Genomic DNA, 20,258 nt, shown 5'->3' with positions numbered 1-20,258 from the left:
ATCATCATCGGACCACCGGCTATGTTAGGCCAGCCTATCCATTCAGGGGTGCCGACCTCCGTGAGAACCAGGAGCGTTTCCCCCGCCGTGACCACCCCGATCCGTGAGACGACCAGAACGACCGTGGGGGTCGTGCTGGCCACCGGTGTCGCGTTGCTCTGCGCGGTCGCGGTCCTCGGCGTCGTCGTGGGGTCGACGCCGATCGGTCCGGGCACCGCGATCGGCGCACTGCTCTCCTTCGACCCCGCGGACCACGACCAGCTGATCGCCCGGTACTCGCGGTGGCCCCGGGTGCTCGGTGCCATCGCCGTCGGGGCGAGCACCGGTGCCGCCGGAGCCGTCATGCAGGCGGTGACCCGCAACCCGCTCGCCGATCCGGGGATCCTGGGCGTCAATGCCGGTGCCTCGCTGTTCGTGGTGGCCGGCATCCAGCTCCTCGGCATCGGCGGTATCTCGGGGTATCTCCCGCTGGCCTTCGCCGGTGCGGCGGTGGCCTCGGTCGCGGTCTACCTGATCGGAGCCGCCGGGCGGGACGGCCCCACCCCGGTCACCCTCACCCTGGCCGGCGCCGCCTTCGCCCTGTTGCTCGGTTCGTTGACCTCGGCCCTGCTGCTGATCGACCAGGACACCCGGTACAGCTTCCTGTTCTGGACCGTCGGCAGTGTCGCCCAGCCCACCTTCGACCCGCTGCTCACCGTGCTGCCGTTCCTCGTGGCCGGGCTGCTGCTGGCGCTGGCCCTGGGTGGGCCGCTGAACGTGATGGCACTCGGCGAACAACTGGCCTCGGCGCTCGGGTTGCACACCGGCGTCGTCCGGGCGCTGGCCGCGATCGCCGTTGTCCTGCTCTGCGGCGGTGCGACCGCACTGGCCGGGCCGATCGGGTTCGTCGGGCTCATCGTCCCGTTCGTCGCCCGGTTGTTCACCGGCCCGGACCACCGCTGGATCGTCCCGCTCTCGGCGGTGCTCGGCGGCATCCTGGTGGTGCTGGCAGACCTGCTGGGGCGCACCCTGTTCGCCCCCGCGGAGCTGCGCGTCGGAGTCGTCACCGCGCTCATCGGCGCGCCGGTGTTCATCCTGCTCGCGCGGCGGCGGCGGGTGGCGGCACTGTGACCGCCGTCCTGACCCGGCCCGGAGCGCAGTCCGAGGTGCAGCAGGTCCGCACGGCACAGCGGGCGCTGCACCGGCGGCACCGGATCGCCGTCGGCTGTCTGGGCACCGTCCTGCTCGCGCTGCTGATCGCGGCGATGTTCGTGGGCTCGCTCCCGCTCGGACCGGCGGCGGTCTGGTCCGGGCTCACCGGTACCGCCGACGAGAACACCGTCTACTCGGTCCGGTCGCTCCGGGTGCCCCGTGCACTGACCGCAGTCCTCGTCGGGATCGCGCTCGGTGCCTCGGGTGTCATCTTCCAGAGCCTGGCCCGCAACGTCCTGGCCAGCCCGGACATCCTCGGCATCACCGCGGGTGGATCCCTGGGCGCGGTGCTCGTGCTGGTGTACACGACCGGCTCCACCGTGCTCATCGCCTGCGGCGCGCTCGGCGGCGCGGCCGTCGTCGCGCTGCTGGTGGTCGCCCTCTCCGCGCGGCGGGGGCTCTCGCCCTACCGGTTGGTGCTGGTCGGCATCGGCGTCCAGGTGCTCTGCGACGCCGCACTGACCCTGGTGCTGACCAGCCGCCGGATGGAGGAGGTCGAGAACCTCTCCCGTTGGCTCGTCGGCAGTCTCAACGTGCGGAACTGGACCCACGTGCTCTGGGCGGTGGTCGCCCTGGCCGTGCTGCTGCCGGTACTCGCCGGGACCGCCCGCACCCTGGCCGTGCTGCAGCTGGGCGACGCCATGGCGTCCGGGCTGGGCGCGGCGACCGGACGTGCCCGGCTCGTGCTGGTGATGGTCGGCGCCGCCCTCGCCGCCACCGCGGTCGCCGTCGCCGGCCCGATCTCCATGCTCGCCTTCGTCGCACCGCCGCTGGCCAGATGGCTGACCGGCCGTCCGCTGCCGATCCTGGCGAGCGCGCTCACCGGCGCCGTCCTGCTGCTGGCCGCCGACCTCGCCGGGCGTGTGCTCTTCGGCGAACTGGTGCTGCCGGTCGGGGTGACCACCGGCCTGATCGGCGGGCCCTACCTGATCCTGCTGCTGGTCCGGGCGAACAGGGTGGGCAGCGGTGGCTGATCGACAATCCCCGGGGATCGAGATCACCGGCCTCACCGTGGGTTACGGCGAGCGGCCGGTGATCGACGGCCTCGACCTGACCGTCCCCGCGGGCCGGATCACCACGATCGTCGGGCCGAACGCCTCCGGGAAGTCCACCCTGCTCGGCGCCGTCGCCCGGACCATCCCGATCACCGCCGGCAGCGTCCGGCTGGACGGCCAGGACGTCGCCCGATGGGGCCGGCGGGCACTGGCCCGCCGGATGGGACTGCTCCCCCAGACCCCCATCGCGCCGGAGGGGATCACCGTCGTCGACCTGGTGTCCCGCGCCCGGTACCCCTACCGGAACTTCTTCGGCGGCGGTGACACGGCGGACGCCGATGATGCGGTGGCGGAGGCACTCTCGGTGACCGGCACGCTGCCGCTGGCGTCGCGGTTGCTGGAGGAGCTGTCCGGCGGGCAGCGGCAACGGGTCTGGCTGGCGCTCGCGATCGCCCAGCGCACCCCGCTGATGCTGCTCGACGAGCCCGGCACCTACCTCGATCTCACCGCCCAGATCGAGGTGCTCGACATCCTGGTCGACCTGCGCGACCACGCCGGCCGGACCATCGTGCTGGTGCTGCACGACCTCAACCACGCGGCCCGCTACGCCGACCATGTGGTGGCGCTCGCCGACGGCCGGGTGGCCGCGACCGGCAGCCCCGCCGAGGTGTTCACCGAGGAAAGACTTCTCGAGGTCTTCGGCCTCCGCAGCCGGGTGGTCGACGACCCGGTCACCGGCACCCCGATGATCGTCCCGATCGGCCGGCACAGCCGACCGGAGCACGAGACCACCCGTCCTGCCGTCATTCTCACCCCCGCCCACGATCAGAAGAAGGTCCGATGAGAACCACCCTCCGCCCCTTCGCCGGCGACCTCGCCGGCATGGCCCTGCTGCTGTCGGCCTGCTCCGGCGGGTCGACCGCCGCGTCGACCTCAAGTTCCGCCGTGACGTCGGGTTCTGCGGCGACCTCGAGTTCCGCGGTGGCCTCCAGCTCCGCGACTCCGTCCAGCTCCGCGGCACCGTCGAGTTCAGCGGCTCCGTCGGGTTCCAGCAGTGCGGTGGAGCGGACCGTCACCATCACCGACCAGTACGGGGAGGTCGAGATCGTCGGCACCCCGGAGCGTGTCGCCACCCCGGGCAACTACGAGACCGACATCGCGCTCGAACTCGGTGTGGTGCCGGTGGCGCAGGGCGAGTTCACCAGGTTCGAGAACGGCATCCCCACCTGGCGGCTGCCGCTGCTGGACGGCGCCGATGTGCCCGTCATCTCCTACAACCCGGACGGCTACGACATCGAGGAGACCCTCGGATTCGACCCCGACCTGGTGATCAACCAGTGGCTGGTCGCCGAGGAGTACGACGCGCTGTCGAAGGTGGTGCCGACCATCGCACCCGCCTACGAGACCTCGATGCGTGACCTGATCACGTTGATGGGCACGGCGCTGGACAAGGAGGACGAGGCGACCGCGCTGATCGCCGACTACGACGCCATGATCGCCGCGGCGAAGGCGCAGTACCCGCAGCTGGAGGGTGCCACCGTCGCCGTGGCCTGGGCCCAGGACGCATCGACCCTGATGAACTACACCGACGAAGGCACCCTGTCGTTCCTGTCCGAGTTCGGCGTCGTACCGGCACCGGGCACCGCCGCCGTCGAACCGTTCGACACCGTCGGCTCCGAGCAGTTCTCGGTCTTCGACGCCGACCTGTTGATCGTCGCCTCCTCGTCGCCCGACGTGCTGGCCGAGCTCGAGGCCAACCCGCTCTTCCAGGCCATCCCGGCCGTGGCCCAGGACCGCTGGTTCGCCTCCGCGGGCAGCAACGACTTCGACATGCTGCGGTCCGGGTCGCCGGCCCAGGCCGAGTACGCGATCGAGACCGTGCTGCCGAAGCTCCCGCTCGCCGGATGACGTCCACCCGGGCCGGACGCGACGTCCTCGCCGACTGCTTCCGGTGGGGTCGGCGCGGCCTGCTCGGCGCCGCGGTCTGCGGGGTGATCGCGGAGCTCGCGGTGGTGGCGATGCCGATGGCGGTCGGGCGCGCGGTCGAACAGCTACCGGGCGACGGGTCCGTCGGTGTCCTGCTCTGGCCCACGGCCCTGGTGCTGCTCGGCGTCGCCGCGGCCGTCCTCACCCGCGTCGAGCAGCGCGGCAGCTGGCTGACCGGTGCCCGGGTGGTGGGCCGGCTGCGGTGCGAGATCGGTGTCGCCGTCCTGGATCCCGGACCGGTCCGGGATCCGGGCGAGGTGGCCTCCCGCATCCAGCGCGACGGCGACCACCTGTGGGACTGGATGGGCGGACTGGTCGGCACGACCCGGGCACTGGCCGGGCTCGCCGGCATCCTCGTCGCCGCACTGCTCCTGGACCCGGTGCTCGGGACCATCGCCGTGATCGCGACGGTGGCATCGGTCGGCGGCGGCGTCTGGTTCGCACCGCGCTACCAGGCCCGCAGCCTGCTGCTCGCCGAGGCGCACGGGCGTGCTGCCTCCCGGCTGCAGGAGCTGGTGGCCGGGCTGCCGGCCGCACGCGGTCTGGGCGTCACCCCGGAGCTGCTGCGGCGCAACCGTTCCGGTGGTGCGGACATCGCGGACCGCGCCGTCGCGGCTGCGGTGTACGCGGCGCGGTGGGACCTGGCGACCCGCGCGGTGCCGTTGCTCGGCATCGCGGCCGGGCTCGCCCTGCGGACCGACGGCGGGCCGGGTCCGGGCGGGCTGCTCGCCTGGATCACCTGGATGGTGCTGCTGTCGGCCACCTGCGGCCGGCTGGTCTCCCAGCAGGAGGTCCGCCGGACCGCCGCCGCGTCGGCCGACCGGCTGGCGGAGCTGTTGGCGGCCCCGGGGTCAGCGGCCCCGGCACACCTGCCGGAGCGGCCACAGCTGTTGTCCGGTTCCATCACCGAGAACATCGCCGTGGGAAGGGCTGTCAGCGTGGCGGAGATCCGGCTGGCCGCTGACCGGGCGGCGCTGCAGGAGGACGTCGAGCGGCTCCCGGACGGTTTCGACACAGTGGTCGGCGACGGCGGCCGGCTGCTGTCCGGCGGGCAGCGACAGCGGTTGGCGCTGGCCAGGGAACTGCTCGACGACCCGCCGGAGCTGGTGCTCGCCGGGGCCCTGGATGCCGTGGACGCCGTCACCGTCCGGCGGATCCTGGACCGCGCGGCGGCCGACGGACGCCGGTTGACCACCACGGAGGGCGCGGCGTGAACCCGCTCCGCCGCCTGCTGGGCCTGCTCGCCGACCACCGTCGGCAGGTCCTGCTCGCCCTGCTCTGCGCCGCCGGCTCGGCCGCGGCCCTGGCCCTGGTCGCACCGGCGGCCGGCGGCCTGGTCGGGACGGCCGGCGGCGGCGATGGCTCCCAGGACGGCGGCCTGGTGCAGGGCGCGGTCCTGCTCGCCGTGGCGGTACCTGCGCACCTGGTCCTGGAGTACCTCGCCGCCACCGTCCTCGCACGACTGGGCGCGGTGCTCGGCCGACGGCTGCGCGACGACCTGGCGGACGCGGTCGCCGGCGCGGATCTCGAGCAGGTGGAGAACGACCGCGGCAGCGACCTGGTCTCGCGCGGGACCACCGAGGTCGACCGGATCGCCGGGTTCGCCTCGTCCCAGCTGCCGGCACTGGTGATCGGCGCCGGGTACCTGGTGTTCTCCACCGGCGTGCTGCTGGTGGAATCGACCCTGCTGTGTCTCGTCCTGCTCGCGGTGCACGTCCCGGCCGCCGTGCTGCTGGCCCGCCGGTACTCCGCTGCCGCGGACAGCGCCTTCGCCGCGGAGGCGGTGACCGCCGCCGCGCTGGCAGGCACCGTCGCCGAAGGGGCGGCTGCGGGAGGCGCGTTGTGGCGGCCGGTGTCCCGCCGGTGGTGGGCGGCCCGGGTGCGGCAACGGGACGCCGAGCTGGTCGGCGCGATCCGGCGGACCATTCGGGCACTGAACCTGATCCCGTGGTTCACCGTCGTCGAGTCACTGGCACTCGCCGCCACCATCGGGCTCGGCGGCTGGTGGGTGAGCACCGGCGACCTGGACCTCGGCGTGCTGGCGGTCTTCGTCGTCGCCTCCGGCACGTTCTTCGCCACCTTCGGCGACATCGCCTCCGTGATCGGAGATCTCGGCGCGACCAAGGCACACGCCGTCCGCTACTTCGACGCACTCGACCGGCTGGTCCCCGCGACGCCGGCGGCCCTCTCCCCCGGGCCGCTGGCGGTCGACGGGCTGACCGTGGGATACCGAGTGGGACACCCGGTGCTGCAGGGTTTCTCCGCCGGGTTCCGGGACGGGGGGTGGACGGCGGTGGTCGGTCCGTCCGGTGCGGGCAAGTCCACCCTGGCGAAGACGCTGGCCGGTCTGTACCGGCCGTGGGCCGGTACGGTCACGGCGCCGGCCGCACCCGTGCTGCTCGCCCAGGAACCGATGTACCTGGCCGGGACGGTCCGGGAGAACCTGCTGCTGCCGGACGGCATCGGCGACGCCCGGGTCCTGCGGTGCGCGGCGACACTGGGCCTGCAGCAGCAGCTCTCGGGCCTCGGAGGGCTGGACGCCCGCATGCCCGGACCGCAGGACGCGGTGGCGCACCGGGTGGTCGGCCTGCTGCGCGTCGCCCTGCGCGACCCGCAGGTGCTCGTGCTGGACGAGTCCACCGCCGGGCTGGACGACGACAGCACCGCCCGGGTGCACGCCGGGATCCGTGCGCTCCGGCCGGACCGCACCGTGGTGGTCATCGCCCACCACCGGGCCGCACTGGCCGGAGTCGATCTCGTGATCACCGTCGACAACAGGAAGGTGCAGGCGTGAAGTACTACAGGGCGCAGGTCCTGCGGACGGCGTACGTCACCCCGAAGATGATCCGGGTGACGCTCGGCGGGGACGAGCTCGCCGGGTACGAGGCCGAAGGCCACCCCGACGACTACTGCAAGGTGCTGTTCCCGCACCCCGGCGAATCCGACGTGGTGGTGCCGGTGCTCGTCGACGGCATCGAGACGGCCCCCGACGGGCGTGCCCACGCGGAGCGGCGCAGCTACTCGATCCGCCGGTACGACCCGGTCGCCCGTGAGGTGGACATCGACTTCGCGGTGCACGACCACGGTCTCGCCACGAGGTGGGCGGCGGGTGCCCGCCCCGGCGACCCGCTGGCGCTGAGCGACGCCGGCGGCGGGTACCACCCGCCGGCGGGGACCACGGAGGTGCGGCTGGTCGGCGACAGCACCTCGCTGCCGGCCATCGGCCGCATCCTGGCGGAGGCACCGGCCGGCCTGCGGATCCTGGCAACGGTGGTGGTGCCGGATGCCGGGGAGGAGCAGGTCCTGCCGTCCGCGGCCGACGTGCACCTGGAGTGGGTGCACGTGCCCGACCCGCGGCAGGTCGGGGCCGCCATGGAGGCGGCGCTGCGGGCCCTGCCGGAGCCCGCCGGGGACAGCTACACCTGGGTCGCCGGGGAGAACACCGCCTGCCGGAAGGGCCGCGCCCACCTCCGCCGCGAACTCGGTCTGCCAGGCCGGCAGTACCACACGCTGGGCTACTGGCGGGTGGACGAAGAGACCTGGTCCGCCCGCTACGAGGAAGTGGGCGGTGTCGTCGAGGAGCGTATCGACGTGGCGGCAGAGCAGATCGCCGACGACGAGGAACTGGTCGACGAGATCGAGAGGATCTACGACGAGGCCGGCCTGGGCTGGTGACCGATGAGTTCCCCGCCGGTGCCCGGTCCACCTACCGGCGGGGACCGAACACACGCAGGAGGACGAGCAATGACGACATTCGGGCCGGTGGTGGTGTGCCTGCCGACGGAGGACCGGGGGCGGGCGCACGCGTTCTACGCCGGCGCGCTCGGGCTCGACACGATCGGCCCGATCGCCGAGGACGGCCTGCCGGAACCACTGCAGTTCGTGGTCAACGACGGGCTGCGGCTGATGCTGATCCCGACCGGGGGGTTCGGTTGGACCATCGGCGACCGGACGGTCGCCGGTCCAGGGGTCGCCGAGGTGCAGCTGTCACTGGCGCCGGCCACCTCCGCCGAGGTGGACGAGCTGCTGGCGAAGGCGCAGGCCGGTGGCGGCAGCGTGGTCACACCCCCGCAGCAGCAACCCTGGGGGTACTCCGGCAGCTTCGCCGACCCGGACGGTCACCTCTGGATGCTGGTCGTCGAGCCGTCCTGATCCGAGCCTTCCCGGGCACCGTCGCCGCGCCGGTGGGCGGCCCGCACCACCAGGTGCGCCGACACCGGCGCGGTGACGAACTGCAGCACCACCACCAGCACCAGCAGCCCGACCACCGCCCACGACCCGACCCGCAGTCCCACCCCGAGCATCAGCAGCATGATGCCGAGCACCTGCGGCTTGGTCGCGGCGTGGATCCGGCTCATGGTGTCCGGGAACCGCAGCACGGCGATCCCGGCCAGCGCCGACAGCAGCGCGCCCAGCACCAGCGCGATGCCGGAGACGACGTCGACCCATCCGGCGGTCACTGGCGCTCCCCCGGCAGCAGCTTGGCCAGCCCGGCCGAGCCGATGAAGCCGAGCAATGCGACCACCACCCCGATCACCAGGGTGGTGGCACTCCGCTCGATCGCGGCGATCAGCACGATCACCCCGGTCACCACCGCCAGCAGCACGTCCAGCGCCACCGCCCGGTCCAGCAGCGACGGCCCGCGCACCAGCCGCACCGCCGCGCCGATGGCCCCGACACCGAACAGCGCGGCCGCGATCACGAACACCACCGTCATGCCCGCTCCTCCGTCCCGTCGTCCTTGCGGGGTCCGTCGCCCAGCAGCACCGTGCTGCCGAGGGTGACCGCACCGCTGTGCATCGCCAGCTCGCCGTCGTCCTCGCCGATCATCACGGCGTCGATCTCGTCCTTGCTGCCCAGTGCCTGCAGGATCCGCTCCTCCTGGTCCAGCACCTGCCGGTGGAAGGCCGACAGGCCACCGGGTTTCACGTCGAGCACGTGGATCACCAGGGTCCGGTTCTCCGGGTCCGCCTCGATGATCAGGCTGCCCGGGACCAGCGACACGGCCAGCGAGACCAGCGTCTGCACCAGGTCGGAGGTCGACCGCAGCTGCACCGTGGTGATCGCACCGGCCGGCGGCCGGGGCCGCACCGCGAGCCAGGCCACCTGGGCACTGGCGACCAGGACGTCGTAGAAGAACCGGCCGATCAGCACGACGGTGCGCCACGGGTGCAGACCGAACGAGAACTCCACCACCGGCAGCGGGAACAGCAGCAGCAGGGCCGCCGAGGCGGCGATGCCGGCCAGTGCCAGCCACGGCGACACCGCGCCCCACAGCGCGAACCAGACCAGCAGCAGCCAGCCCATGGTGATGCACCAGGTACGCCAGCCGCCGGTGCGGTGGCGGACGGCGGACCGGACCCGGCTGCCCTTGCCGCGGATCACGGTCCCGCCCCCTCGGTGACCTGCAGCCCGCCGGTGCCGGAGGAGGCGTCCGCACCGAAGACCGCGGTGATGTACCCGTTCCGGTCGCCCAGGTTCTCCGCCGCCCGTTCCGCCACCCCGTAGATCGGGCCGCCGACCACCGTCAGCACCAGCGTCACCGCCACCACGAAGGTGGTGGCGACCAGCATGCCCAGCGGCAGCCGGGCCGCCGCGGTGCGCAGCGCCGTCCGCCGGGCCTGGGTGGCCGCGAACCACTTCTTGTCCTGACCGGGCCGGATCCTCTCCCCCGGCGCGCCGCCCTCCAGCACCTCCGGATCGGGCCGCCAGAACGCCCGGCCCCACACCCGCAGGATCGTGTAGAGCGTGAGCAGCGAGGTGAGCGCGCCCGCGCCGACCACGACATAGGCCACCGCAGAACCGTTCTCGACCCCGGCCTCGAACAGGCCGACCTTGCCGAGGAACCCGGAGAACGGCGGCACCCCGGCCAGGTTCATCGCGGGGACGAAGAACAGCACGGCCAGCAGCGGGGACGCCGCGGCCAGCCCGGACAACCGACTGAGCTGCGTCGTCCCGGCCACCCGTTCGATCAGGCCCGCGGCCAGGAACAGCGCGGTCTGCACCAGGATGTGGTGCATCACGTAGAAGATCGAAGCGGCCAGCCCGATCTCGTTGTGCGCCGCCACCCCGAACAGCATGTAGCCGATGTGCGAGACCAGGGTGAACGACAGCATCCTCTTGATGCCCGCCTGGGCGAGCGCGCCGAGGATGCCGATCACCATGGTGATCGCGGCGATGATCATCAGCAGGTCGTCGAAGTTGCCGCCCGGGAACAGCAGCGTCTGCACCCGGATGATCGCGTACACCCCGACCTTGGTGAGCAGGCCGGCGAACACCGCGGTCACCGGGGCCGGCGCCGTCGGGTACGAGTCCGGCAACCACTGCTGCATCGGCCAGATCGCGGCCTTCACCCCGAACGCGACCAGCAGCATCGCCTGCAGCACCAGCACGATCCCGACCGGCAGGGCGGCCATCTTGCCAGCCAGATCGGCGAGATTGACGGTGCCGGTGGCGGTGTACACCAGCGCGATGCCGGACAGGAAGATGATCGACGACAGCAGCGAGACCACCACGTACGGCGCCCCGTCACGCAGCCGCTCCATCGTGCCGCCACTGGTGATCAGCACATAGCTGGCGGTCAGCAGGATCTCGAACGAGACGAACAGGTTGAACAGGTCGCCGGCCAGGAACGCGTTGGACACACCCGTGGCCAGGATCAGGAACGCCGGGTGGAAGATCGTGACCGGGGTGTCCGTCTCCTCGCCGTCCGCGTGGTCGGCCGAGATCGCGTAGATCAGCACCGCCAGGGTGACCGTGGTGGACACCACCAACATCAGCGTCGCCAGCCGGTCGGCGACCAGGGTGATGCCGAACGGCGCCGACCAGCCGCCGACCTGGACGACCAGCGTGCCGTTCGCGTCGACCGCGAGCAGCATCGAGATCTCCACCACCAGCTGCAGGATCAGCACCGAGACGGACACGATCCGCTGCGCCTTCGGCCGCTTGCCGAGGATCAGGGTGAGCGCGGCACCGGCCATCGGCAGCATGACGGCGGTGGGCAGCAGTGCGGCGGCGGTCATTCGCCACCGCCCACGGTCTCGCCCCGGTGGGCCACTGCGGCATCGTCCGGATCGTCGGCGACCTCGGTCTCCCTGGTCAGTCGGTAGTTCCGGTACGCCATGGCCAGTAGGAAGGTCACCACGGCCAGGGTGATGACGATCGAGGTGAGGATCAGCGCCTGCGGCAGCGGGTCGGCGAGATCACCGTCGCTGCCGGCGATCGGCGCGATCCCACCGCGGCCGCTGGAGAGCAGCAAAAGGTTGGTGCCGTGCCCGACGAGCAGGAAGCCGAGCAGCACCCGGATCAGGTTCTTGCTCATCAGCAGGTAGACGCCGCAGGCGAAGCTGACGCCGATGATCACCGCGATGGTGACGTTGGAGTCAAGCGCGTTCGGGTTCACCGGGCCACCTCCCGGCGACGGGTCGACGGTGCGCGCACCGTGTCGAAGTGGTCGATGCGGTCGATGCCGGCACCGAGCGACCGGAGCACGTCCAGCACCATGCCGATCACCACCAGGTAGACACCGATGTCGAACAGCGACGAGGTGACGAACTTGAACTCGCCGAGCAGCGGCACGTCCGCCTTGAGGATCACGCTCTGCAGCACGTCCCCGCCGAAGAACAGCCCGCCGGCCGCCGTCCCGACCGCCAGCACGATGCCGGCACCCAGGATCGCGCCGACGTCCCACGGCGCGGCCTCGCCGAGTTCGAACGCCCCGCCGGCGATGTACCGCAGGGTGAGCGCGAGCCCGACGATCAACCCGCCGGCGAACCCACCGCCCGGCTGGTCGTGCCCGACGAACAACACGTAGACCGAGAAGATCACCACGGTGTGGAAGATCAGCCGGGTCACCACCTCCAGCAGCAGCGAGCGGCGCGGCACCCACGGCGAACGCAACCACGGCGTCGGGCTGTTCGGCTTCGGCAGGTTCCCGGCCTCCGCGGACGGCCGGCGCGGGGCGGCGCCGGTGCGGTTCTGCAGGAACACCAGCGAGGCGACACCGGTCGCCGCGGCCACCAGCACCAGGATCTCGCCGAAGGTGTCCCAGCCGCGGGTGTCCACCAGGATCACGTTGACCACGTTGCTGCCGCCGCCGTACTCCACCGCGAGGTTGGTGAGCTCGGTCGAGATCGGTGCCGTCACCCGGGATCCCGGCAGGATCAGCGCGACGGCGGTCATCAGCGCACCGACCCCGACGGCCAGCACCGCGCGGACCCGGTTGCCCGGGCGGGCCTCGTAGAGGGCGGTGTCCGGCAGCCGGCGCAGCACCAGCAGCGCCGCCACCAGGGTCACCGTCTCCACCAGGATCTGGGTCAGCGCCAGGTCCGGCGCACCGCGCAGCACGAACAACACGGCGACGGCGTAGCCGATGCCGCCGACCAGCAGCACCGCGGTCAGACCGCGCTTGCTCCGCAGGGTCATCACGGCCAGGACGATCACGATCAGCGCGATGACCGCCTCGGCCGGTTCCTCCCAGGCGATCACGTGGGCCGGCCCGGCACCGGAAGCGATCAGCATGCTGCCCGGGAACACGATGAGCACCAGCAGGATCGCGCCCATCGAGGACGGCAGCGACCCGCGGTGCGTCAGCCCGGTGAACCGGGCGGCGCCCTCCTCGAGCAGCCCGGTCAGCCACCGGTAGACGGTGCCGGGATCGTTGCCCGGGCGGGCCGGCGTACGGCGGCGCTCGGCGGCCCGCTGCCCGAGGTAGACCGCGGCACCGACCAGCCAGGCCAGCGCGGACAGGCCGAGGGCGAGGGTGAACCCGTGCCACAGCGCCAGCGCGTCGGTGTGCGTCTGTCCCGCCGTGCCGGCGTACGACTGCACGATGCCCTCGAGCACACCGGGGACGATGCCGGCGGCCAGCCCGAGCACGACGAGCAGCTGGGTCGGTGCGGTCATCAGCAGCGGTGTGGCGGCGATCCGGGTGGGGGCGACACCGCTCTTGGTGGCGAAGGCACCCCAGAGGAAACGGGCGCTGTAGGCGACGGTCAGCGCCGAGCCGACGACGATCACCACGGTCGCGACCGCGCCGGCGGTACCGGCACCGGTGGTGGCGGCGAGCGCGGCCTCCTTGGTCACGAAGCCGATCATCGGCGGGATGCCGGCCATCGACACCGCCGCCAGGACCGCAGTCACCAGCAGTACCGGGCGTTGCCGGCCGAGGCCGGACAACATGGTGAGATCCCTGGTGCCGGTACCGGTGTCGATGATCCCGACGACGAAGAACAGGGCCGCCTTGAACGAGGCGTGACCGATCAGCAGGGCCAGCCCGGCGAGCAGGGCGTCCGGGGTGCCGACGCCGAGCACCACCGTCATCAGGCCCAGCTGGGACACCGTGCCGTAGGCCAGCAGCAGCTTGAGGTCGCGTTGCCGGAGCGCCTGCACGGCGCCGTAGAGCATGGTGATCGCGCCCAGCCCGATCAGCACCGGCTGCCAGGCACCCAGGCCGGCGAATGCCGGGGCGAACCGGGCGAACAGGTAGATGCCCGCCTTCACCATGGTCGCGGCGTGCAGGTAGGCACTGGCCGGGGTCGGGGCCGCCATGGCGCCCGGCAGCCAGAACTGGAACGGGAAGATCGCCGACTTGCTCAGGCCGCCGACCAGCAGCAGCACCACCCCGGTGTGCACGATCGCACCGGTCGGCGGCGCGGCGAGGATCTCCGAGATCCGGTAGGTGCCGGCCTGGACGCCGATCATCACGGCGCCGATCAGCATCGCCAGTCCGCCGGCGGTGGTCACGATGAACGCCTGCGACGCCGCCTTCCGGGCCGACTGCTTGCCGGTCCGCAATGCGATGAGCAGGTAGGACAGCATGCCGGTCAGCTCCCAGCAGACCAGCAGCAGGAACAGGTTGTCCGCCAGGACCAGTCCGAGCATCGCGCCGGCGAAGGCCAGCAGCGCCCCGGTGTAGCGGCCGGCGCCGTCGTCCCCGGCCGGGAAGTACCGCGCCGAGTACAGCATCACCAGGGTGCCGATGCCGGCCACCACGAGCGTCAGCACCGCGGACAGCGCGTCCCAGCGCAGGTCCAGGGTCAGACCGAGGGTCGGGATCCAGCTGATCCGCAGCGCCCGGTGCCCGCCGTCCAGCGCGGCCGGCACCATGACCGCCGCCCAGACGGTGGTGGCGGCGGGGAGGAGCGCGAGCGCGATGATCGCCGATCGGTCGAACAGCCGGATCAGCCAGGGCGCCAGCACCGCGGCGACGAAGAACAGCAGCAGGACCGCACCGGCCCAGGAGAAGGGTCCGCCCGCCGTCACGGTGTCGGCCGGTCGGCGTGGGTGCGGCGCGGCGGCTGCGGACATTCGTCGGGCGTGCGTCGTTCGCACCACGCCGACGAGATCCTGCCTGCCGTTGCCACGCCCTGACTCCCCCTCGCCGCGACAGCGGCACTCGTCATTGGTCGTGCCCACGTCCTGCGCCGCGTCTGCGGACGGGTTCGGTGGGCACCTGCTCGGATTGCCGATGCGTCACCGGCAGCACCCAGTTTATCGGCCCGGACGGCCGGGAGCAGCATCGGCTCCCGGGACTGGTCGGAGCGCTCAGCTCCAGTAGCGGTGCAGCACGCCGTCGACCGGCACCCCGCCGTTGCTGGTGTAGACCGGTCGGACCTGGACGAACATGCCCACGGTCGGCGCCTCGAGCAGGTACGGCACCCCGTCGATCAGGCCCAGGTAGATCGCGACATGCCCGTCGTAGCCGATGATGTCGCCGGGCAGACCCTGCGACCACGGGATGTCGGTGCCGGCCGTGCGCTGGGCGCCGGAGTAGTCGGGGATACGGAAACCGGCCTGGGACAGCACGTACCCGGTCAGCCCGGAGCAGTCGAACCCGACCACACCCTGGCAGGAGTTGGACGCGCCGCCGGCCCGGGCACAACCCTGGTCCGCGGGACCGCCGTTGGTGCCGCCACCGTAGACGTACGGCAGGCCGATCGCGGCGAACCCGGCGGCGATGCCCTGTGCCACCCGGGCGTTCGGGGCCTTGATCACGGCACCGGCCGCACCGGCCGCCACCGTCGGCGCGTTCGGGATCGTCACGTCGACACCGTTGACCAGCACGTCGCGGGCCGCACCGCCGCCGGTCAGGCCGAACCACTTCTGGAAGAGGAAGAAGAAGTTGCGGTTGCCGTAGGTGCTGCAGGAGTCACCCACACCCGGGTAGCTCGCCAGCGAGGCGGCGTTCGGCTGGTAGGGCGTGTAGTTGTACAGCGACGCGGTGGCGGTGTTCCGGATGGTCACCGGGGAGCTGCCGCAGCCCGACTCGACGACGTTCCACAGGATGTCGACGGTCTCGCCGGCCTGATAGTTGTACTTCTGCGGATCGACCCGGTACCGCGACCACTGCTTCGCCATCCCGGCGGCCTGGTTGAAGAAGCCGGCGTACTCCGGGTCGCAGTTCGCGGTGCCGCCGGGCCCGGTGTCCGGGCAGTGCCAGCCGTAGGCGGCGGCGTAGCTGGAGGCCGAGACGGAGGTCCGGGTCAGCAGCGCCGACTCCTTCTGCAGCGTCACCAGCATCACCTGGGGATTGATCCCGCAGGCCACCGACAGACCCGCCAGGATCGTGGCGACGTCCTGGTCCGGCCCGCCGCGGTAGGCCTCGCAGTACTGGTCCGCCGCGCGCGACGGGGTGTCGACGGTGAGGTTGCGGAGGCAGTAGGCACCCAGGCAGTTCGCACCCTCGCGGTCGATGAAGTCCCGGATCTGCTGCACCGTCATCGATGTCGAGTCGTAGAACACCTCGTCGGAGATGATCATGCCGGGGTCGAAGGTGGTGGAGCCGCCGATGCCCGGGATGCAGTCCAGCGGGTCCGGGGTGCTGCCGTCGTCGTTCGAGCCGTAGCCGTCGGTGCCGTAGTCGCCGCTGGAGTCGGGCACCGGGTCCGACCCGACATCCGGGTCGTCGTCCGTGCCGGTCGGGATCACCGGGATGTCCGTGTCCACCACCGGCGGGGCGTCCTCGGTCCGCACCGGCTCCGGGTCGGAGCTCGCCACTGGCGCCTGGTTCCCGGTGGTGGGCTTCGCGGGCGTGGTCGGCGTGGTGGTGGTCGGCTTCGCTGTGGTGGTCGGCGTGGTGGTGGGCTTCGCGGTGGTGGTCGGCGTGGTGGTGGGCTTCGCTGTCGTGGACGGCTTCGGCGTGGTGGACGGCTTCGGTGTGGTGCTGGGCTTCGGGGTGGTGCTGGGCTTCGGAGTGGTGGTCGGCGTCGCCGTGGTGGTCGTGCTTGTGGTGGTCGTGCTCGTGGTGGTCGTGCTCGTGGTGGTGGCGCTCGTCGCACTGGTGCTCGTGCTGCCGGTCTCCGACGAGCTCGTGCTGGTGCTCGGGTCGGTGGTCTCGGTGGTGCTCGCGGCGGTGTCGCTGACACTCGGCGCGGTGGCGGTGGTCGGCGCGGCAGTGGTCGACGCAGTAGTGGTCGACATGGTGGTGGTCGACGTAGCGGTGGTCGTGGCATCAGTCGCCGCTGTGTCGGTGGTCGCCGCCGTGGTCGTGGTCACCGACGCGCTCGTGGTGTCGGGGGCATCGCCGAGGACCAGCTGGACCAGCGGGACGACCAGCCCGTCGCCGGATTCCTCGGTGGCGGGCGCATCGTCGGTGGTGGCGTCGGCGGGTCCGCGGAGGGCCGGGACCGGGGCGGCGGCACCGCGCGGGGCCGGGCCGGCCAGCGCGGCCAGCTCCGCGGCATCCGCGGTGGCCAGCGTCTCGGCGGCGGAGCCGGCCAGCACCGCCGGGGCGGAGGGATCCATCGCCCGGACCGCACCGGCACCGACCTTCAGGAACGGGTTGTACGCGTCGTTGAGCGCGTTGGCCACGCCGTACCACTGCAGGGCGTCGCGGCCGATCCGGCCGTCGGTCGCCGCCTCGCCGAGCTCCCAGTCCGCGCGGGGGTCGGTGTCGTAGTCCGGGACTGCGCGCTGCAGCGCGCCGAAGAAGGACCGGGACGACTCGTCGGCGGAGCTCGCGGCGGTGAGGCTGTCCGACGGATTGCTCTGGGGATTGCGCAGTCCGAGGACCGGGCCGACCGCGGGTTCCAGGAAGAGGCCGGCGCCCACCGCGTCGGCTGCGGCCGGATCCAGGTCGGAAGCCTGCAGCGCCACGGCGATGGCCACCCGGACGCCCCGGCGGCTGATGCCCATCTGCTGGCCGGCGTCGATGACCGACTTCGCCGCGGCCACCTGGCCGACCGTGAGCCGGACGCCGTCGAAGGACCCGCCGGCAGCGGTGACCTCGGTGCCGGCCTGTGCCGCCGGGTCGACCGATGCCGTCGCCGGGTCGCCGAGGTCGACCGCGGGCGGGGGGTCGGCGACCGCGGGGTCGCCGAGGTCGATCGCCGGGTCGGGTGCGCCGGCGTCGTAGGACACGCCGTCGACGGAGGTGGTCCAGCAGTCGACGGAGGCCCCTGAGCCCGCCGACGACTCCGTCGACGCGCTCGGAGCCGGCTCGTCGGCAGGGAGCGCGAGGGCGCCGGGGACACCGACACCGAGGGTGAGCACGACCGCCAACGGAAGGGCCAGCAGTCCACGGATCGAGTGCCGGGAGAGCGTCCGGACGGGAGAGGACGGCGTCGATCGCGGCGTCGCGGACACCCTGCCGAATACCTTCACGCCTGCCCTACCCCAATGACCACGAACCGGCACGTCACCAGCACCCTGCTACTCCGAATGGGCGCATGGAGAGCGTACGTCGGATCAGCGCTCCTCGCAGTGCTTTCCACCCGATCGTTTCACCGGAGTTTCCGTACCGTCATTCGTGGTGACACGATGTGATCGCCAATCCGGACGAACGCGGCGTGACGGCCGTGCCGGGCACGCCGATGCGCAGGCGCCGCGCTCGGTTCCGCGCTCGGTTCCGGGCGGGCGCTGGACGGGCACTGGACGGGCTCGGACGGGCACTGGACGGGCTCAGCCCCGGTACCGGCGGTACGGTGCGGCCATGGGCATCTTCGGTTCACTGCGCCGGGGGTCCGGCGGCGGGAAGGCCGGTCCGGAGGAACCGCTGCGCGGTGACGAGCCCACGGCCACCTGGTTCCGGCCGCGGATGGACGGCAGCTACGTCGCCCCGTCCGGCGAGCGGCTGCGTTTCGTGTCGTGGAGCCGGGTCGAACTGGTGCCCGCCGACGGATCGGCCCCGGCCACCGGCGAGTACACCGGCGCCGGGCGATTCACCGTCCAGGCCCGGTTCGAGCGGCCGGTCATCTTCGCGGTCGCGGAACCGGATCCGGGGCCGGAGACCGAGGCGGGGACCGGGACACCCGGCGTCGCCGACCTGCCGCCGCCCGACCACTTCGTGGCCCGGCGGACCGACGGCCGGGACCGCAGCACCGCGGACGTCCGGTACGACTTCCGCCCGGCGGGATCCTGACCGGTACCGACGGGAGCACCGGAGCACCCCGACCGGCCGCGTAGGCTGGTCCGTTGTGAATCCCGACGTCGCCGCCCAGCTCAAAGAGCTCGATACCACCATGTCCAGCATCGAGGCCGTGGTCGACATCGACCGCCTGAAGGCGTCCATCGAGGACCTGTCCGAGCAGGCCAGCGCGCCGGACCTGTGGAACGACCAGGAGCAGGCGCAGAAGGTCACCTCGCAGCTGTCGCACGCCCAGGCCGAGCTCAAGCGGGTGCAGGACCTGCGGCAACGACTCGAGGACCTCGAGGTGCTGTTCGAGCTGGCCGAGGAGGACCCGGACACCCTGGTCGAGGCCGAGGCCGAGCTCACCTCCGTCTCCAAGGACATCGAGGCGATCGAGGTCCGGACCCTGCTGTCCGGCGAGTACGACGCCCGCGAGGCGCTGGTCACCATCCGGTCCGAGGCCGGCGGCGTGGACGCCGCGGACTTCGCCGAGATGCTGCTGCGCATGTACGTCCGCTGGGCGGAGCGGCACGGGTACTCCACCGAGGTCTACGACACCTCCTACGCGGAGGAGGCCGGCATCAAGTCGGCCACCTTCCAGGTCAAGGTGCCCTACGCCTACGGCACCCTGTCCGTCGAGCAGGGCACGCACCGGCTGGTGCGCATCTCCCCCTTCGACAACCAGGGGCGCCGGCAGACCTCGTTCGCCGGTGTCGAGGTGGTCCCGGTGGTCGAGACCAGCGACCACGTGGAGATCGACGAGAAGGACCTGCGGGTCGACGTCTACCGGTCCTCCGGCCCCGGCGGGCAGGGCGTCAACACCACCGACTCGGCGGTCCGGATCACCCACCTGCCCACCGGCATCGTGGTCTCCTGCCAGAACGAGCGCTCGCAGATCCAGAACCGCGCCTCGGCGATGACCGTCCTCCAGGCCAAGCTGCTGGTCCGCCGGCGCGAGGAGGAGAAGGCGGCGATGGACGCGCTCAAGGACGCCGGAAACTCCTGGGGCAACCAGATGCGGTCCTACGTGCTGCACCCGTACCAGATGGTCAAGGACCTGCGGACGAACTTCGAGGTCGGCAACCCCACCGCCGTTTTCGACGGCGACATCGACGGCTTCATCGAGGCCGGGATCCGCTGGCGGCGCTCGTCGGAGTCCGAGAACTGAGCCCCGGCCGCCGGATCCCGTGCACCACGTGCTCCGGCGGGTCGATCGGGTTGTCCGGCTCCAGTGGGCCCCATGCGATCTCGCGGAAACCGGCACGCAGCAGGGCCCGCCGGGAGGCGTGGTTGCCGGCCGCGACCGGGACGATGACGTCGTCGCTGCCGGGATGCCCGGCCCAGCCGTCGGACACCCCCGCCCGGATCATCTCCGCGCCGAGACCCATTCCACGGCAGGAACTCTCGCCGATCAGGTAGTCGATGGACAGCGCACCTGCCGGCACCGAGAGCAGCGGCCCCAGCTCCACCCCGTACTCCGGGTAGGAGTCGAACCGGTAGTGCTGCAGCAGCCCGAAGGGCATCCCCTCCAGGGAGTCCACGTGCGCGAGCAGCAGCCGGGTCGGGTCGGTGCCGTCGACGGCCGCCCCGAAGTCCTTCTCCAGCGACTCCTCGTCGTAGGCGTGGTTCCACCACCGGGCCACCTGCGGTTCGGCGAGCCAACGTGCCAGCAGCGGGAAGTCGTCCCGCTGCAGGTCCCGGAAGACAACGGTCCGTCCCATCAGGAGACGGTAGCCCAG

18 protein-coding genes are annotated in these 20,258 nt (G+C 72.2%); 10 read left to right on the top strand and 8 right to left on the bottom strand.

Annotation, left to right across the window (positions count from 1 at the left end; translation table 11 throughout):
• Nucleotides 1–87: 87 nt before the first annotated feature.
• The 8 genes from GIS00_RS04860 to GIS00_RS04825 all read left to right on the top strand — a co-directional run bounded on the left by GIS00_RS04860 (nt 88) and on the right by GIS00_RS04825 (nt 8,324).
• On the top strand, nt 88–1,110 hold the full coding sequence (locus tag GIS00_RS04860) for a FecCD family ABC transporter permease (RefSeq protein ID WP_322097512.1): 1,023 nt from the start codon (nt 88–90) through the stop codon (nt 1,108–1,110).
• Nucleotides 1,107–2,165 (top strand): FecCD family ABC transporter permease, encoded by a 1,059-nt coding sequence (locus GIS00_RS04855; RefSeq protein ID WP_154767165.1) that lies wholly within the window; start codon nt 1,107–1,109, stop codon nt 2,163–2,165. The genes GIS00_RS04860 and GIS00_RS04855 overlap by 4 nt, the downstream gene beginning before the upstream one ends.
• The gene (locus GIS00_RS04850; protein WP_322097511.1) at nt 2,158–3,030 is read left to right on the top strand and encodes an ABC transporter ATP-binding protein; all 873 of its coding nucleotides are present in this window, start codon (nt 2,158–2,160) and stop codon (nt 3,028–3,030) included. The genes GIS00_RS04855 and GIS00_RS04850 overlap by 8 nt, the downstream gene beginning before the upstream one ends.
• A complete protein-coding gene (locus GIS00_RS04845; protein ID WP_154767164.1) occupies nt 3,027–4,094 on the top strand; it encodes an ABC transporter substrate-binding protein in 1,068 nt (355 codons plus the stop codon). The genes GIS00_RS04850 and GIS00_RS04845 overlap by 4 nt, the downstream gene beginning before the upstream one ends.
• Complete coding sequence (locus GIS00_RS04840; RefSeq protein WP_154767163.1) at nt 4,091–5,386, top strand: ABC transporter transmembrane domain-containing protein; 1,296 nt, start codon at nt 4,091–4,093, stop codon at nt 5,384–5,386. The genes GIS00_RS04845 and GIS00_RS04840 overlap by 4 nt, the downstream gene beginning before the upstream one ends.
• On the top strand, nt 5,383–6,966 hold the full coding sequence (locus GIS00_RS04835) for an ATP-binding cassette domain-containing protein (RefSeq protein WP_154767162.1): 1,584 nt from the start codon (nt 5,383–5,385) through the stop codon (nt 6,964–6,966). The genes GIS00_RS04840 and GIS00_RS04835 overlap by 4 nt, the downstream gene beginning before the upstream one ends.
• Nucleotides 6,963–7,847, top strand: a complete 885-nt coding sequence (locus GIS00_RS04830; protein ID WP_154767161.1) for a siderophore-interacting protein — start codon at nt 6,963–6,965, stop codon at nt 7,845–7,847. Before GIS00_RS04835 ends, GIS00_RS04830 begins: the two co-directional genes overlap by 4 nt.
• 69 nt (nt 7,848–7,916) lie before the next feature.
• Nucleotides 7,917–8,324: a VOC family protein gene (locus tag GIS00_RS04825; RefSeq protein WP_154767160.1), complete on the top strand. Its 408-nt coding sequence runs from the start codon at nt 7,917–7,919 to the stop codon at nt 8,322–8,324.
• Here the strand turns inward: GIS00_RS04825 and mnhG are convergent.
• From mnhG to GIS00_RS28810, 7 genes are all read right to left on the bottom strand, one after another.
• Nucleotides 8,291–8,632: a monovalent cation/H(+) antiporter subunit G gene (gene mnhG / locus GIS00_RS04820; protein WP_154767159.1), complete on the bottom strand. Its 342-nt coding sequence runs from the start codon at nt 8,630–8,632 to the stop codon at nt 8,291–8,293. The genes GIS00_RS04825 and mnhG overlap by 34 nt on opposite strands.
• Nucleotides 8,629–8,889 carry a monovalent cation/H+ antiporter complex subunit F gene (locus GIS00_RS04815; protein WP_154767158.1) on the bottom strand — a complete coding sequence of 87 codons (261 nt, stop codon included), beginning with the start codon at nt 8,887–8,889 and terminating at the stop codon, nt 8,629–8,631. Before GIS00_RS04815 ends, mnhG begins: the two co-directional genes overlap by 4 nt.
• A complete protein-coding gene (locus tag GIS00_RS04810; RefSeq protein WP_154767157.1) occupies nt 8,886–9,557 on the bottom strand; it encodes a Na+/H+ antiporter subunit E in 672 nt (223 codons plus the stop codon). Before GIS00_RS04810 ends, GIS00_RS04815 begins: the two co-directional genes overlap by 4 nt.
• Nucleotides 9,554–11,194, bottom strand: a complete 1,641-nt coding sequence (locus GIS00_RS04805) for a Na+/H+ antiporter subunit D (protein WP_154767156.1) — start codon at nt 11,192–11,194, stop codon at nt 9,554–9,556. The genes GIS00_RS04810 and GIS00_RS04805 overlap by 4 nt, the downstream gene beginning before the upstream one ends.
• Complete coding sequence (locus GIS00_RS04800) at nt 11,191–11,574, bottom strand: sodium:proton antiporter (protein ID WP_154767155.1); 384 nt, start codon at nt 11,572–11,574, stop codon at nt 11,191–11,193. The genes GIS00_RS04805 and GIS00_RS04800 overlap by 4 nt, the downstream gene beginning before the upstream one ends.
• Nucleotides 11,571–14,480 carry a Na+/H+ antiporter subunit A gene (locus GIS00_RS04795; RefSeq protein WP_154767154.1) on the bottom strand — a complete coding sequence of 970 codons (2,910 nt, stop codon included), beginning with the start codon at nt 14,478–14,480 and terminating at the stop codon, nt 11,571–11,573. The genes GIS00_RS04800 and GIS00_RS04795 overlap by 4 nt, the downstream gene beginning before the upstream one ends.
• 237 nt (nt 14,481–14,717) lie before the next feature.
• Nucleotides 14,718–17,756: an NlpC/P60 family protein gene (locus GIS00_RS28810; protein WP_154767153.1), complete on the bottom strand. Its 3,039-nt coding sequence runs from the start codon at nt 17,754–17,756 to the stop codon at nt 14,718–14,720.
• 346 nt (nt 17,757–18,102) lie between these two features.
• Here GIS00_RS28810 and GIS00_RS04785 point away from each other — a divergent pair, with 346 nt between their 5' ends.
• Both GIS00_RS04785 and prfB read left to right on the top strand, forming a co-directional pair.
• Nucleotides 18,103–18,531, top strand: coding sequence for a hypothetical protein (locus tag GIS00_RS04785; protein WP_154767152.1), 429 nt, complete (start codon nt 18,103–18,105; stop codon nt 18,529–18,531).
• A gap of 100 nt (nt 18,532–18,631) precedes the next feature.
• The gene (prfB, locus tag GIS00_RS04780; RefSeq protein WP_154767151.1) at nt 18,632–19,687 is read left to right on the top strand and encodes a peptide chain release factor 2; all 1,056 of its coding nucleotides are present in this window, start codon (nt 18,632–18,634) and stop codon (nt 19,685–19,687) included.
• Here the strand turns inward: prfB and GIS00_RS04775 are convergent.
• Nucleotides 19,638–20,240 carry a GNAT family N-acetyltransferase gene (locus tag GIS00_RS04775; RefSeq protein ID WP_154767150.1) on the bottom strand — a complete coding sequence of 201 codons (603 nt, stop codon included), beginning with the start codon at nt 20,238–20,240 and terminating at the stop codon, nt 19,638–19,640. The two genes, prfB and GIS00_RS04775, sit on opposite strands and share 50 nt — an antisense overlap.
• Nucleotides 20,241–20,258 lie beyond the last annotated feature (18 nt).

Origin of the sequence: Nakamurella alba (genome assembly GCF_009707545.1) — a bacterium.
Classification (GTDB): domain Bacteria; phylum Actinomycetota; class Actinomycetes; order Mycobacteriales; family Nakamurellaceae; genus Nakamurella; species Nakamurella alba.
Note: the sequence above shows the minus strand (reverse complement) of the source record. Positions and strands in the feature narration are given on the sequence as shown.